This is a genomic window from Paenibacillus lactis, from assembly GCF_017873605.1.
GTDB lineage: Bacteria > Bacillota > Bacilli > Paenibacillales > Paenibacillaceae > Paenibacillus_AQ > Paenibacillus_AQ lactis.
This window is the reverse complement of the sequence record NZ_JAGGKI010000002.1, coordinates 551,673-567,391: the sequence shown is the minus strand read 5'-3', so window position 1 is coordinate 567,391 and position 15,719 is coordinate 551,673. Positions and strand designations below refer to the sequence as shown.

The 15,719-nt window shown below is 57.0% G+C and carries 9 protein-coding genes; all 9 read left to right on the top strand.

What is annotated here, in order from left to right; genetic code table 11:
• Window positions 1–299: 299 nt before the first annotated feature.
• Window positions 300–2,480 carry a (Fe-S)-binding protein gene (locus J2Z18_RS05390; RefSeq protein WP_028404211.1) on the top strand — a complete coding sequence of 727 codons (2,181 nt, stop codon included), beginning with the start codon at window positions 300–302 and terminating at the stop codon, window positions 2,478–2,480.
• Complete coding sequence (locus tag J2Z18_RS05385; protein WP_210094325.1) at window positions 2,477–4,915, top strand: 3-hydroxyacyl-CoA dehydrogenase/enoyl-CoA hydratase family protein; 2,439 nt, start codon at window positions 2,477–2,479, stop codon at window positions 4,913–4,915. The genes J2Z18_RS05390 and J2Z18_RS05385 overlap by 4 nt, the downstream gene beginning before the upstream one ends.
• 275 nt (window positions 4,916–5,190) lie before the next feature.
• Complete coding sequence (locus J2Z18_RS05380) at window positions 5,191–6,381, top strand: acetyl-CoA C-acyltransferase (protein WP_210094324.1); 1,191 nt, start codon at window positions 5,191–5,193, stop codon at window positions 6,379–6,381.
• A gap of 1,121 nt (window positions 6,382–7,502) precedes the next feature.
• Window positions 7,503–9,293 (top strand): acyl-CoA dehydrogenase FadE, encoded by a 1,791-nt coding sequence (locus J2Z18_RS05375; protein WP_007132912.1) that lies wholly within the window; start codon window positions 7,503–7,505, stop codon window positions 9,291–9,293.
• Window positions 9,294–9,452: 159 nt separating this feature from the next.
• Window positions 9,453–9,590 (top strand): hypothetical protein, encoded by a 138-nt coding sequence (locus tag J2Z18_RS05370; RefSeq protein ID WP_186332929.1) that lies wholly within the window; start codon window positions 9,453–9,455, stop codon window positions 9,588–9,590.
• A 124-nt stretch (window positions 9,591–9,714) separates the two neighbouring features.
• The gene (locus J2Z18_RS05365) at window positions 9,715–11,394 is read left to right on the top strand and encodes a long-chain-fatty-acid--CoA ligase (protein WP_210094323.1); all 1,680 of its coding nucleotides are present in this window, start codon (window positions 9,715–9,717) and stop codon (window positions 11,392–11,394) included.
• Between the two features lie 330 nt (window positions 11,395–11,724).
• Window positions 11,725–12,174, top strand: a complete 450-nt coding sequence (locus J2Z18_RS05360; RefSeq protein ID WP_028404207.1) for a PaaI family thioesterase — start codon at window positions 11,725–11,727, stop codon at window positions 12,172–12,174.
• Window positions 12,175–12,597: 423 nt separating this feature from the next.
• On the top strand, window positions 12,598–12,828 hold the full coding sequence (secG, locus tag J2Z18_RS05355) for a preprotein translocase subunit SecG (RefSeq protein WP_007132909.1): 231 nt from the start codon (window positions 12,598–12,600) through the stop codon (window positions 12,826–12,828).
• Between the two features lie 187 nt (window positions 12,829–13,015).
• Entirely contained in the window at window positions 13,016–15,661 is a 2,646-nt protein-coding gene (gene rnr / locus J2Z18_RS05350) for a ribonuclease R (protein WP_210094322.1), read from the top strand.
• The last annotated feature ends 58 nt before the right edge of the window (window positions 15,662–15,719 follow it).

Below are 15,719 nucleotides of genomic sequence, written 5' to 3'. Positions count from 1 at the left end.
GGATCTAGATACGCAGCTAACGCAAGCAAGTTCGGTTTGAAGAAGTCGGCAGGCACAGGTTATGAAGGTCTATTTTTAGTCCATGAATGTAAGCGCTTCATATGTTGTCCGATTCACGCATGGACGGGCGGATTAGCGGAAGGGGTGACGGCAGCCTGGTTTCACGGTGCAGAGTGCAGTTGGATCAACACCAACCTCGTTGTTGGCAGTCTTCCGGCTTAGGAGGCGGGTTTAGAGTCCAACCACATCGCCTGAGCGGCAAGCAGGGGAAAGAAAAATAACGCAAGGAGCTGAGAGGGATGATTCTTGATCTGATCAACGCCGTGCTCTTTGTTGGAATCACAGGCTGGGCGGTATATATGTTCGCGAGCGTGGTGTATCGCCGATACCTGTACATCCGTTTGGGAAGGCCGGCGAATTTGAAAAAGGATCTGAAGGAGCGCTTGAGCCAATTTGCGATTCAAGTGTTCGGCCAGAGCAAGCTGTTCAAGGACCGCAAGAGCGGGATCATGCACTTTATCGTTTTTTATGGATTCATCATCTTGCAGTTTGGCGCGATCGACATTATATGGAAGGGCCTGTCAGGGCACGGGCTCCCGATTCCGGGGTATGCGGGCTTCATCCTGATGCAGGAGATTACAGTGGCCCTTATTCTGCTCGCGATCGGCTATGCGGCATACCGGCGGTACGGCGAGAAGCTGAAGCGGCTGAAGCGCGGGTGGAAGCCGAGCATCGTGATCTTCTTCATTACCTCGCTGATGGCTTCCGTGCTTCTGACGATGGCATTCGAGCGTCTGCGGGAAGGTCTTCCCTGGTCGGCATTGGCACCGATCTCCTCGAGCATTGCCGCCGCGTTTGCCTGGATGCCTTCCACGGCGGTCACGGTTTGTTATTTCGCATTTTGGTGGATTCATCTGCTCATTCTGTTGTCGTTCTTAGTCTACGTGCCGCAGTCGAAGCACTTTCACCTTATTACGGCACCGATCAACATTCTGGTCCGCCGTACCGATCCTCCCGGCAAGCTCAGCAAGCTGGATCTCGAGGATGAAGAGGCGGAGTCGTTTGGCGTCGGCAAAATCGAGGACTTTACCCAGAAGCAAATGCTCGATTTCTACGCCTGCGTCGAGTGCGGACGGTGCACGAATGTGTGTCCGGCCTCGAATACCGGCAAGCTGCTGTCGCCGATGCACATGATCGTGAAGCTGCGCGACCACCTGACGGAGAAAGGGGCGGCCCTTACCTCCAAGTCGCCGTGGATGCCGGCTTCGGTGTTTGGATCCGCCGGCGTGCATACGATGGCCGCCACCGATCTGGCGCTGGTCGGCTGGAAGGGCGAGGGCATTACCGATATCGGGCCGACGATGGAGGTCCAGAAGCGCTCCTGGCATCAGGTTGAGGGCGTGGATCCGAAGGATGTCCAGCTGATCGGCGGGGTCATGACGGAAGAAGAGATATGGGCATGCACCACCTGCCGGAATTGCGAGGATCAATGCCCGGTCGCTAACGAGCACGTTGACAAAATCGTTGACCTAAGGCGGCATCTGGTCCTGATGGAAGGCAGTGTGCCGCAGGAGGGGCAGCGTGCCATGCAAAACATCGAGCGCCAGGGCAATCCATGGGGCATCAGCCGTGCTGACCGCAGCAAATGGGTGCAGGAGATTGATCCGGAAGGAACGCTGGATTTAAAAATTCCGACCGTGAAGGAAAATCCGGATTTCGACATCCTGTTCTTCGTCGGTTCCATGGGGTCCTATGACAACCGGAGCCGCAAAATCACCCGCGCCTTCGTCCGGCTCATGAATGAAGCGGGCGTGAACTTCGCCATTCTCGGCAATGAGGAGAAGAACTCGGGCGATACCCCGCGCCGGATGGGCAATGAATTTTTGTTCCAGCAGCTGTGCATGGAGAACATCGAGACATTCCAGAAGTACGATGTGAAGCGAATCGTCACAGCTTGTCCGCATACCTTCAATATTTTCAAAAACGAATATCCGGAGTTCGGGCTCACGGCTGAAGTCCTCCATCACACGGAGCTGCTGGATCAGCTGGTAAAGGAAGGCCGGCTTACGCCGAAGCATCCGATCCGGGAAAAAATCACTTACCACGATTCCTGCTACCTCGGCCGGTATAACGACGTCTATGACCAGCCGCGAAACGTGCTTCGCGCGATTCCGGGCGTGGAGCTGCTCGAGATGGAGCGTACCCGCGAGAACGGAATGTGCTGCGGAGCCGGCGGCGGCCAGATGTGGATGGAAGAGGATGCCGGCAAGCGCGTCAATCTGGCGCGAACCGAGCAGGCGCTGGCGGTCTCGCCGACGATGATCAGCTCGGCCTGCCCGTACTGCCTGACGATGCTGGAGGACGGCACGAAGCTGAAGGAAGTGGAGGACAGCGTAAGGACGCGGGATATCGCGGAAATTTTGGAGTTATCCGTATTTGGTCTATCCGAAATCCATGAACAGGAGGTCGTTGTGCAATGAATCAAACCACTACCCGGGAAGCCGTCAGAGGCTCCGGCGTCGCTAGCCGAAACATTACCAAAGCCGCTGTCATCGGCTCCGGCGTGATGGGATCCGGCATTGCCGCCCATCTCGCCAATGCAGGCATCCCTTGCCTGCTGCTCGATATCGTTCCAAAGGATCTGACGCCGGAGGAGGAGAAGGCCGGTCTTACGCTCGACCATCCGAAGGTGCGTAACCGGTTGGCGGCCAAGGCTGTTGCTGCGCTGCCGAAATCAAGCACCGCTCCGCTGTACCGTGCCGATTTTGCCAGCCGCATTACGCCTGGGAATATGGAGGATCACCTGAGCCAGCTGAAGGAGGCCGACTGGATCATTGAGGTCGTCACCGAGCGGCTGGAGATCAAGAAGAGCATTCTGAAGACGATCGAAGGCGTTCGCAAGGATGGAGCGATCGTCAGCACCAATACATCCGGGATCTCGGTCAATGCGATGGCGGAGGAATGCGGCGAGGAATTCCGCAGACATTTCCTGGGGACGCATTTTTTCAACCCCCCTCGCCATATGAAGCTGCTGGAGATCATTCCGGGCTTCGATACCGATCCCGATATTACGCAGTTCATGGTGGATTTCTGCACGAAGCGTCTTGGCAAAGGCGTTGTGCTGGCGAAGGATACGCCGAATTTTATTTCGAACCGCATCGGCACCTATGGCCTGCTCGTCACGCTGCAGGAAATGGTAAGGAACAGCTACTCCGTCGAGGAAGTGGATGCGGCGACCGGCCCCGTGCTGGGACGGCCGAAAAGCGCCACCTTTCGTACGCTCGATCTGGTCGGGATCGATACGTTCGTCCATGTGGCGAAGAATGTGTACGACAACGTGCAGGACGGACATGAGAAGGACGTATTTACAGTGCCCGACGTGCTGAATGAGCTTGTATCCCGCGGATGGATCGGGGAGAAGGGCGGCCAGGGCTTTTATAAGAAAATAAAAGGAGATCAGGGCAGCACCATTCTGTCCCTGAATCTGTCCACGATGGAATATAACCCGAGCGCTAAAATCAGCTCCGCATCCATTGAGGCGGCTAAGGCGGTGAAGGGGGCCAAGCGGAAGATCAAGGCTTTTCTCGGCACGAAGGACCGCTACTCGGAGCTCGCCTGGAATGTGCTGAAGCAGGTACTCGTGTACTCCGCCGAGAAGCTGGGCGAAATTGCAGATTCCATCCAGGAGATCGACAATGCCATGAAATGGGGCTTCAACTGGGAGCTGGGGCCGTTTGAAACCTGGGATCTGATCGGCCTGCCGGAATCGGTGCAGCGGATGGAGGCCGAGGGGCTGACGGTGCCGGCCTGGGTCAAGGACTGGATCGCCGCAGGGAATAAATCCTTCTATCAAGAGAAGGACGGTCAGGTGTTCCATTACTTGAAGGGCGAATACAAAGCCGTAGATGCAGAGCCGGAGCGGATCTCGCTATCGGCGCTCAAAGCGCAGAATCGGGTCATCCGATCCAACACGGGGGCGAATCTGATCGATATCGGGGACGATGTCGCACTGCTGGAGTTCACGTCACCGAACAATGCGATCGGTGCGGACATTCTGGTCATGATCCAGCAGAGCGTGGAGGAAGTCCGGGCGAATTACCGCGGGTTGGTTCTTGCTAACGAAGGACGCAATTTCTGTGTCGGGGCGAATCTGATGCTCATGCTAATGGAGGCCCAAAGCGGTGATTGGGATGAGGTGGATGACATCATCCGTCTGTTCCAGGGCAGCATGATGAAGCTCAAACGGCTGGAGAAGCCGGTCGTCGCGGCGCCGCATCGGATGACGCTCGGCGGCGGCGTGGAGGCGTGCCTGCCGGCGGACCGGATTGTTTTCTCGGCCGAGACCTACTTCGGCCTGGTAGAGACCGGTGTCGGCCTGATTCCAGCAGGCGGGGGCTGCAAGGAGCTCGCCCTGATGGCTAGCAGCCGCTACCCGGATCCGGGCAGCGATCCGCAGCCGGAGATTAACCGCATGTTCGAGATGGTGGCCATGGCGAAGACGTCCACCAGCGGTCACGAAGCGGTTCAAATGTACGGCCGCGGGGCGGATACGGTGGTCATGAATCAGGACTACCGGATCTATGAGGCCAAGCAGGCCGTGCTCGAGCTTGATCGCGCAGGCTATGTCCCGCCGCAGCCGGGCAAGGCCCGGGTCGTCGGCCGCGACGGCCGCGCCGTGCTCCAGATGGGCGCCATCGACATGAGGCGAGGCGGTTATATCAGCGACCACGATCTGCTGATTGCGAAGAAGCTGGCGCATATTTTGACCGGCGGTGACGTGCCGGCCGGAACCATCGTCAGCGAGGAGCATCTGCTTGATCTGGAACGCGAGGCGTTCCTCAGCCTGCTCGGCGAGGTGAAGACGCAGCAGCGCATGCAGCATATGCTCGCCAAGGGCAAGCCGCTGCGGAACTAGGGGAGTTGTTGGTCAAAAGCAAGTCACTGCGGAATTAGGGGAGTTGGTGGTATTCCGTTGGGGATTAGATTTTACTTTGACAATTCCTCTGTGATTCACCATTCATCAAATGCTGTTGCTGCTTGCAAATAGGTCTTATACGTTCATCGAACCTTTCGATTTCCAGCAGTGCCTTAGGTCCTGATTGAATTATAGTCGGCAAATCCGATTAGCTAATGAAGTTAGAAGTTGTCCTATTATATCCAACCAATTCAAGGTGACGAGGTGAAGATGGCATGAGAGAAGCAGTCATCGTATCGCTTGCCCGAACTCCGGTGGGGAAAGCGAAGAAAGGGAGTTTGGCCCAGACGCGCGTGGAGGACCTGGGGAAGGCGGTGCTGGAAGCCGTCATAGCTCGTGCGCCGGGCCTTAAGAAGGAGGATGTTGAAGACATCATCCTCGGGTGTGCGATGCCGGAAGGCGAGCAGGGATTGAACGTCGCCCGGATCATCTCGTTGTATGCGGGATATCCGGTCACGGTTCCCGCCCTGACGGTGAACCGGTTCTGCTCCTCCGGCCTGCAGGCAATCGCCTTTGCAGCGGAACGGATTATGCTCGGTTACGCCGACGTGATTATCGCTGGCGGCGTCGAGAGCATGAGCCATGTGCCGATGACCGGCTTCAAGCCGGCTCCGCATCCGACGATCGTTGATGAGATGCCGGAGGTGTACATCGGCATGGGGCATACGGCGGAAGAGGTCGCCCGCCGGTTCGGCATTACCCGCGAAGCGCAGGATGCCTTCGCGGCCAGCAGTCACCGCAAGGCAGCGGCTGCCATTGCGGAAGGGAAGTTCCGGGACGAGATCGTGCCGGTGAACGTGTCCTTGGCTGCCGCAGACGAGTCGGGCAAGGTGCGCAGCAAGTCCTTCACCTTCGATATGGATGAAGGCGTACGTCCCGACACATCGCCGGAGGTACTGGCGAAATTGCGGCCTGCCTTTGCTCTCGGCGGGACCGTAACCGCCGGGAACGCCTCACAGACCAGCGACGGCGCGGCGGCGGTCGCGGTCATGAGCCGCGAGAAGGCGGAAGCGCTCGGCCTTAAGCCGCTCGCGACCTTCAGGTCCTTCGCGTTGGCGGGCGTGGAGCCCGAAATTATGGGCGTGGGCCCGGTGGAGGCCATTCCGAAGGCTCTTCGGATGGCGGGCATCGGGCTGGGTGAGGTGGATGTGTTCGAGATTAACGAAGCGTTCGCTTCGCAATGTCTCCACATCATCCGCGCCTTGGACATTGACGAGAGCAAAGTCAATGTCAATGGCGGAGCCATCGCCCTTGGTCACCCGCTCGGCTGCACCGGAGCGAAGCTGACGGTCAGCCTTGTGTCCGAGCTGGCCCGGCGAGGCGGCGGCTACGGCGTCGTGAGCATGTGCATCGGCGGCGGTATGGGCGCCGCGGGGGTGTTCGAGGTGCATGCAGCCGGGGCGTGAGGTAGCTATTCACTACATCGGAGCAGGCACCTTCACAGCCAACAAGCGCTGTGCCCGCTCCGAACACGGACCGGGCACCCGCGCCTTCCCCCCACCAACAGTGATTGAGGGGGGAGGCGGTCCTATCCAGCGGAGAGGGCGGAATTGGACTGGAGAAACGAAGTGTTCGCCTTTAATTTCAGATTTCGACCGCACTAAGGGGCATTCAGGAAATCTGAAATTAACAGCGATCGTAAGTACAATCCGTCATCGGAGCGGACACCCGGCCATTACCCGCACCAGTCATCGAAGCGACGCCATCCAATACATCGCAGCAGCACCCGTACAGTCTTCGAAGCATAAACACAGCCAACAAGCGCTGTGCCCGCTCCGAACACGGACCGGGCACACGCGCCCTTCCCCCCACCAACAGTGATTGTGGGGGAGGCGGCTACCCAGCGGAGAGGGCGGAATTGGACTGGAGAAACGGAGTGTTCGCCTTTAATTTCAGATTTCGACCGCACTAAGGGTCATTCAGGAAATCTGAAATTAACAGCGATCGGAAATACAATCCGCCATCGGAGCGGACACCCGGCCATTACCCGCACCAGTCATCGAAGCGACGCTATCTAAGGAGGTACATCGAAGCAGCACCCGCACCAGTCATCGAAGCAGATCACAGCCAACAAGCGCTGTGCCCGCTCCGAACACGGACCGGGCACCCGCGCCCTTCCCCCCACCAACAGTGATTGTGGGGGGGAGGCGGCCCTACCCAGCGGAGAGGGCGGAATTGGACTGGAGAAACGGAGTGTTCGCCTTTAATTTCAGATTTCGACCGCACTAAGGGTCATTCAGGAAATCTGAAATTAACAGTGATCGGAAGTGCAATCCGCCATCGCAGCGGACACCAAGCAGCATTCACAGTAGTCACCGAAGCGACGCTATCCATGGAAGTACATCGCAGCAGCCCCCGCACTAGTCATCGAAGCAGAACACCAGGAAGTGCAATCCGCCATCGCAGCGGACACCAAGCAGCATTCACAGTAGTCATCGAAGCGACGCTATCTAAGCAAGCAGACCTAATCATCGCAGCAGACGCACCACCACAATCACTAATCCCATTCCAGAAAGGAGCCATAACCATGAGCGACAACCAAACGAAAGAACCGAAAATCAAAGGCGGCAGCTATATTATCGATAACCTGGACGTGCAGCGCATCCTGACCCCGGAGGATTTCACCGAGGAGCATAAAATGATCGGCGACACGGTCCGGGACTTCATCGACGGTGAAGTGGTGCCGCATGACGAGGAGCTGGAGAAGCTCAATTACGAGCTGACCGTGGATTTGCTGCGCAAGTCCGGGGAGCTCGGACTGCTGGGCGCTGACGTGCCGGAGCCGTTCGGCGGCGTCGGGCTGGATAAAGTGAGCTCCACGATCATCAGCGAAGCGTTGGCCAAGGGCTCGTCCTTCGCCCTGTCCTTCGGGGCGCACGTCGGCATCGGGACGCTGCCGATTGTGTTCTTCGGCACGGCGGAGCAGAAGAAGAAGTACCTGCCGGACCTGGCCACCGGGGCCAAAATCGCGGCCTACTGCCTGACCGAGCCGACGTCGGGCTCCGACGCGCTCGGCGCCAAAACGACGGCACGTTTATCCGATGACGGCGAATATTATATTTTGAACGGATCGAAGTTATATATTACCAATGCCGGATTTGCGGATATCTTTATCGTGTACGCCAAGATCGACGGCGAGCATTTCACCGCGTTTATCGTGGAGAAGGAGATGGAAGGCTTCACGCTCGGACCCGAAGAGAAGAAGATGGGCATCAAAGGCTCCTCGACGCGTCCGCTCTTCTTCGAGGACGTGAAGGTGCCGAAGGAGAATTTGCTGGGCGAAATCGGCAAAGGCCATCGCATCGCCTTCAACATCCTGAATATCGGACGGTATAAATTGGCAGCCGGTACGGTCGGCGCGGCGAAGGAAACGATCGAGCTGAGCGCGAAATATGCAAATACCCGCAAACAGTTCGACACCCCGATCTCCCAGTTCCCGCTCATGCGCAAAAAGCTGGCCGAGATGAACATTGCCACCTTCGTGATGGAGAGCATGGTGTACCGCACAGCCGGCCTGCTCGACGAGGCGCTGCAGGACATCGATTATGCCAGCGAGGACGCGGGCGCCTTATCGGCCGCCGCAATCTCGGATTATGCCATCGAGTGCTCGATCAACAAGGTATTTTGCTCGGAAGGGCTGGATTTTGTAGCGGACGAGGGGGTTCAAATCCACGGAGGGTACGGGTACATTCAGGAATACAAGGTGGAACGGATCTACCGCGATTCCCGCATCAACCGCATCTTCGAGGGCACGAACGAGATTAACCGCCTGCTCATCCCGGGAACACTCGTGAAAAAAGCCATGAAGGGCGAAATCGCGCTGCTGCAAAAAGCTCAAGGCCTGCAAAATGAACTGCTGCAGATCGTTCCAGGCCAAACGTTCGAGGGTACGCTGGAGCAGGAAGCCCACTTCCTGGACATGAGCAAAAAGATTTTCCTGCTCGCCGGCGGCCTCGCGGTTCAAAAATTCGGGACCAAGCTCGAGAAGGAACAGGAGCTATTGTCCAATCTGGCGGACATGATGATTGATATTTTTGCGCTGGAAAGCGCCCTGCTGCGCACCAAGAAGCATATCGCTCGTACATCGGAAGAGAAAGCGGCCGGCATGATCGAGATGACGCAGGTATTTGCGTATGAAGCGTTCCAACGCATCGAGGCGCTCGCCAAAGAAACGCTGGCCTCGGTGGAAACCGGCGATATGCTGCGCATGCAGCTGTCGGTATTGAAAAAGCTGACCCGCACCAGCCCGGTCGATACGGTAGCGCTGAAGCGCAGCATTGCGGCCCGCGTCGTCAAAAACGAGCGGTATACGGTGTAAGTAACGTTGCGCCCATACTGCTGCCGGCATATTAACAAGGTATCCAAATCTTCCGGCGGATCGCCCTGAAGCTCATTGCGCAGTTTGCGGATAACGGAGAACCCTGTGAACGAGTTCATAGGGTTCCCGCCTCGTATAAACGCAGGGAGGAGTCAAGTCGTGCGAACAGCCAAAGGGCGTACGACTCGGAGACCGGACCAAAGCGGTTCGATAAATCCGGGCAAACCGATGTCCAGACATTCAGAGCACGCGGACATTCTAAGACAGCGGGCAACTCCAAGCAAGCGCACGATCTAAACCGTTCCTCCCGGGATGTGCGGGGGTGATCTATACCGGATTTTTTTGGAGCTTATCAAAAGAGACAGGTTTTTTCTTGGAGTAGGAAAGGAAGAAGCATTCCTTAGGAAAGGGTTGGTTTTGTATGGATACAAAGCCTTGGCTGCAGTTTTATCCGCCGGAAGTAGCCCCCGCTTTTGATTATCCGAAACAGAATTTGGCGTTGTTTCTCGTGACGTCGGCACAGAAATATCCCTGGAAGCCGGCGATGTATTTTATGGGGAAAATGATCACCTACCAAAGCTTGCTGGACTCCGCCTACCGCATGGCAAATGCGCTCCGCAGCAAGGGCGTGAAGAAGGGAGACCGGGTGGCGATCATGCTGCCCAATTGTCCGCAGGTCGTCATCTCGTATTATGGCGCGCTGCTCGCTGGAGCGGTGTGCGTCATGACCAATCCGCTCTATATGGAGCGGGAAATCGCGTATCAGATGAAGGACTCCGGTGCCAAAATCATCATAACGATGGATATGTTCGTCTCCCGGGTGGAGAAGGTAATAGAGGAGACGAAGCTTGAGCATATCATCGTAACGTCGGTGAAGGACTATCTACCGTTCCCGAAGAATCTGCTCTATCCGATCAAAGCGAAGCAGGCAGGCCCTCTCCCGGTCGTCCATTATGGCAGCCGGGTGCATGCATTTAAACAGCTGCTGGCCGCATCGCCTAACGATCCAATCTGCGAAAGCGTGGATGCGGAAAGGGATTTGGCACTGCTGCAGTATACCGGCGGCACGACGGGGACGCCCAAGGGCGTCATGCTGACGCATCTGAATTTGGTGGCCAATACGGTCCAGTCCGCGAACTGGTGTTACCAGGTTGAAGACGGGAAGGAGCGGTATATGGCCGCGCTGCCGTGTTTTCACGTATTCGGGCTGACGGTGCTGCTGAATCAGGCGGTGTACCGTGCCGGTATGCTGATTCTGGTCCCTAAATTCGAAGTGGCGATGATTCTGGATTTGATCAAAAAAGTAAAGCCGACGCTCTTCCCCGGGGCGCCGACCATGTATATTGCTCTCATCAATCACCCGCGGATTCAGGAATACGACTTGTCTTCCATTAATGCTTGCATCAGCGGCTCCGCCGCGCTCCCGGTCGAGGTGCAGGATAAGTTCGAGGAGCTGACGAAGGGACGGCTGATCGAGGGCTACGGATTGACGGAAGCCTCGCCGGTGACCCACGCGAATCCGATCTGGGGAAGACGCAAGATCGGGACGATCGGTATCCCTGTTCCCGATACGGAGGCAAAAGTGGTCAACCCGGAGACAGGCGAGGAGATGCCGGTCGGCGAGCCAGGCGAGCTTATTGTGAAGGGCCCTCAGGTCATGAAAGGCTATTGGAACCGGCCGGAGGAGACCTTTGATACGATCCGCAATGGCTGGCTGTTTACCGGCGATATGGCAACGATGGACGAGGAAGGATATTTTACGATCATCGACCGGAAGAAGGATATGATAATTGCAAGCGGTTACAATATATACCCGAGGGAGATCGAAGAAGTGCTGTATGAGCATCCTTCCGTCAAGGAAGCCGTAGTGGTCGGCACCAAGGACGATTACCGCGGCGAGACGGTCAAAGCCTACATCGTGCTAAAAGATGGAGCTGCTCCCGATCCTTCGGGATTGGAAAAGTTTTGCCGCAGCCAGCTTGCCGCTTATAAGGTGCCGCGGCAGTTCGTATTCCGTGACGCTTTACCGAAGACGATGGTCGGAAAGGTGCTTCGCCGCAAGCTGCTGGAGGAAGAGGAGGAAGGCAGACCGACGGGCTGATGCATAGGATGGAGAAGTTAGGTGCAGGCACTGTGGGCATGCATCGGTCGACAAGACGTAGCTTCTCCTCTTACCGCGTGCCTCTCCCGGCGCTGTGTAAGGATGACTGCTGCACGATGCTTAGCGTCGACGCTCGGGCGACCAGCCATGCCCTTTGGATGACCCACTGAGGTCACTCCCAGCATGTCGTCGGCGATTTTCCGCCGATTTTTAAGAAGTTATCATCAATAACTAGGATTAGGTAACGTTGAAAATCGGAAGATGGGGTACCCTAAACGTTGAATATTGTAAGTATGCCGTGTAATAAATTCGATACAAGGAGGCGGCCTTATGCATAAAGCCGATACGAGCCAGGATCCGAAGGCCGAACAGCCGACATTTGACCGGGAGGCCTACATGGAGGCGATGGCCAAGGCGGCCGAGCCCACCTTCTGGGGATATCTCGGCTGTGAGCTGGCTTCCGCTACCCCGGAAGCGGTTGTCGTCACCCTGGATGTGCAGCCTCATCACATGAATATGATGGGGATCGTGCATGGCGGTGTCCTCTCCTCGCTGATGGATAATGCTATGGGCATCGCCGTCATGCTGGAGCGTCCCGGCGAGTCGACCGTGACCAGCAACCTGAACGTGCATTTTGTCATGCCGGCCAGGGAGGGGGTTCTCACGGTGACGGCAAGCATCGTTCATCAGACGCGCCGGTCGGTCACGACGGAATGTAAAATTACGGATGCAAAGGGAGAACTGGTTGCCATAAGCACCGGATCATTCCGGGTGAAATGAAGCAAGACGGAATAAAAAGCGGTCTGTCGTCTCCTAAGGGTGGAGAGGGCAGGCCGTTTTTTGTTGAAACCAGGTAAGCTCTATAGGCTTTGTTGCGATACATAGTTAGATAAACGTTTCTCAACGTTGAATTTCTCGTATTCACGTATTATCGCTCACAAACTTCGAATCAGGGAATCCTACGAATCTTGTGTCTGTCGAAACGTTCTCATGAATTTGTTGCGTTCTTGGAATTCTGCCTTCTCTTTTAAATCACTTGAGTCTCTTGAATCCAAACATTAGATCAGATCACCAGAGACGGTTGGTAATGCCTTGTCAGTCAGAATAAGCTATGGTACAATAATAATGCTGTTTTTCATCAGAATTTGAACATTATATTTGATTATAAATCTGATGTTTACATACGCGTAGGAGGTGGAAGTCATGGTTGTATTGTTCGAAGTGCTGCTCGTCATTTTCTCCATCGGGTTGATTACGGTTGTTCTTCTCCAGAAAGGGAAAAGTGCAGGTCTTGCCGGTGCCATCTCCGGCGGTGCGGAACATCTGTTTGGCAAAACGAAGGCTCGCGGTATGGATCTCGTGCTGCAGCGCATTACCGTTGGTTTGGCGGCAGGATTCATGATCTTGGCGATTGTTGTTGCGATGTTGAAATAATAATACGGCCCTCGCTTTTCACTCTGGAAGAGCGGGGGCTTTTTATATGCCTTGGGCGAATGGTGATCTTTGGGGGGATTTCGAAGGATACCGCGGATTAAATTCGTGTATACTAGGGTATGTGTATATGTAGGTAAAGAATGGATAGAGGAACGAATGAATTCGCAGGTTCCCCGAGGTGATAATCATGATAACGGAACAAATTTTACTCGATTTTATGCGGGAAACTGCATACAAACCGATGACGTACCAGGAATTGGAGCAGCATTTTGCGATTGAGGATGCTCATGATTTCAGGGAGTTTTTAAAGCTGTTGAACGATCTGGAGCAGTCCGGAAAAATCATTCTGACCAGCACCCAGCGTTACGGCGTGCCGGAGCGGATGTCTTTGCTGCGCGGGCGACTGCAGGCGCATCCGAAGGGTTTTGCTTTTCTGATTCCGGATGATCGGGAGCATCCCGATGTGTACATTCATGCGAACGACCTGAAGAGCGCCATGAACGGCGATACGGTGCTGGTTCGCATTAGCTCGCAGCATAGCGAGGGCGGCAAAATGGAAGGCGAGGTTGTCCGCATCGTCACCCGCGCCGTCACCCAAGTGGTGGGCGTCTTCCAAAATCACGAGGCATACGGCTTCGTGCTGCCGGATGATAAGCGGATTAACCGGGATATTTTTATACCGAAGCATGCGATGAACGGCGCCGTGGACGGCGTGAAGGTCGTCGTCAAGCTGGTGAGCTATCCGGAGGGACGGGCGGCGGCCGAGGGCGAGGTTGTGGAGATTTTGGGCCACAAGGACGATCCGGGCGTCGACATCCTGTCGATTATCCGTAAGCATCAGCTGCCGGAAGGCTTTCCGGAAGAGGTGCTGGCCGAGGCGGATGCTGCGCCGGATTCCATTACGGAAGAAGAGATCGTCCAGCAGGGCCGGCGGGATCTTCGCGGCTTAAATATCGTCACGATTGACGGTGAGGATGCCAAGGACTTGGACGACGCGGTCAACGTGGAGCGCCTGCCGAATGGCCATTACCGTCTGGGCGTGCATATTGCCGACGTGAGCTACTACGTGCGTGAGCATTCCGAGCTGGACAAGGAAGCGTACAACCGCGGGTGCAGCGTCTACCTGGTAGACCGGGTCATTCCGATGCTGCCGCACCGCTTGTCCAACGGCATTTGCAGCTTGAATCCGCAGGTGGACCGTCTCACGATGTCCTGCGTCATGGAATTCAATGAGCAGATGAAGGTCGTGAAGCACGATATTTTCACAAGCGTGATTCGGACGAAGGAACGGATGACGTACAACAATGTGCGTAAAATTCTGGTCGACGAGGATCCGGAGCTGATCAAGCGTTACAGCGATCTGGTGGAGGATTTCCGCCTGATGCAGGAGCTGGCGCTGAAGCTGCGGAACCGCCGGATGCGGCGGGGCGCGGTCGATTTTGATTTTGTGGAGTCGAAGGTCATTGTCGATGAAAACGGCAAGCCGATCGATATCGTCAAACGGGAGCGTTCCATCGCGGAGCAGATCATCGAGGAATTCATGCTGGCCGCCAACGAAACGGTGGCTGAGCATTTCCACTGGCTGAAGGTGCCATTCATCTACCGAATCCACGAGGACCCGGATCCGGAGAAGCTGCAGAACTTCATGGCGTTTGCCGCGAATTTCGGCCACCATGTGAAAGGGCGCGGCAATCAGATTCATCCGCGTGCCCTGCAAAGCCTGCTGGACGACATCCACGGCACGAAAGAGCAGACGGTGCTCAGCACGATGATGCTCCGTTCGATGAAGCAGGCGAAGTACGATGCGGAGAGTACAGGTCATTTTGGTCTGGCGGCCGAGTACTATTCCCACTTCACTTCACCGATTCGCCGTTACCCGGACCTGGTCATTCACCGGGTGATCCGGGAGGTGCTGGAGAGCGGCGGAACGCTGAGCGAGCAGCGGCATGAGCAGCTCGCGGCCCGCATGGCGGACATTGCTCAGCAATCCTCGGAGCGCGAGCGCGTCGCCGTTGATGCCGAACGTGACACCGAGGCCCTGAAGAAGGCCGAGTTCATGCTGGATAAGGTCGGCGAAGAATTCGAGGGCATTATCAGCAGCGTGACCAGCTTCGGTATGTTCATCGAGCTGGAGAATACGGTGGAAGGCCTGATTCGGCTCAGCGCGCTGACCGACGATTATTACCACTTCGACGAAGGCCACATGGCGCTGATCGGGGAGCGGACATCGAAGGTGTTCCGCATTGGCGATGACGTCAAGGTGCGCGTGGCGAAGGTGAATATGGATGAGCACACCATCGATTTTGAGATGGTGGATATGAAGCCGCGCCGGCAAGGCCGCGGCGGCGGTACTGGCGGCGGCGACCGCGGCGGAGCCGGTGGCCGCGGGTTTGGCGCCCGCGATGGCGCAGCCCGCGGGGGCAAGGGCCGCGGCAAGCGCAGCGCCGCGGCAGAAGGCGGCGCGCCGGCAGGGCGCCGCGAGGGCAGCGCCGGCGGCCAGGGCGGCCGTGCCGGCGGGAAGCGCGGCGGCGGAGAGGCCGCCGCCGAAGGCACGGAGACGCGCAGCTTCGCGTTCGGCTCCGGCAAGGGCGGCTACAGCTCCGCCGGCGGCGGGGCCCTTGGCTTTGACCGCAACGCCCGCTCGGGCGGCGGAGGCGGCAAGGGCCGCCGGAAGAAGACGTCGCGCAGCGGCATCTTCATCGGCGAAGGACCGACGCCGGGCAGCGGGCCAGCCGGCGCTGAGGGCGATGCCGCAAGCGGCGGCGGACGGCGCAAGCGGAAGAGCAAAGGCGGGAACGGCACAGCCGCTTTTGTGAGGAAGAAGAAAAAGTAGGGCTGGGGCGGACGGCAAGCGCTTTGGCATCCCTAGGACCAGCACTGTGAACACAGTA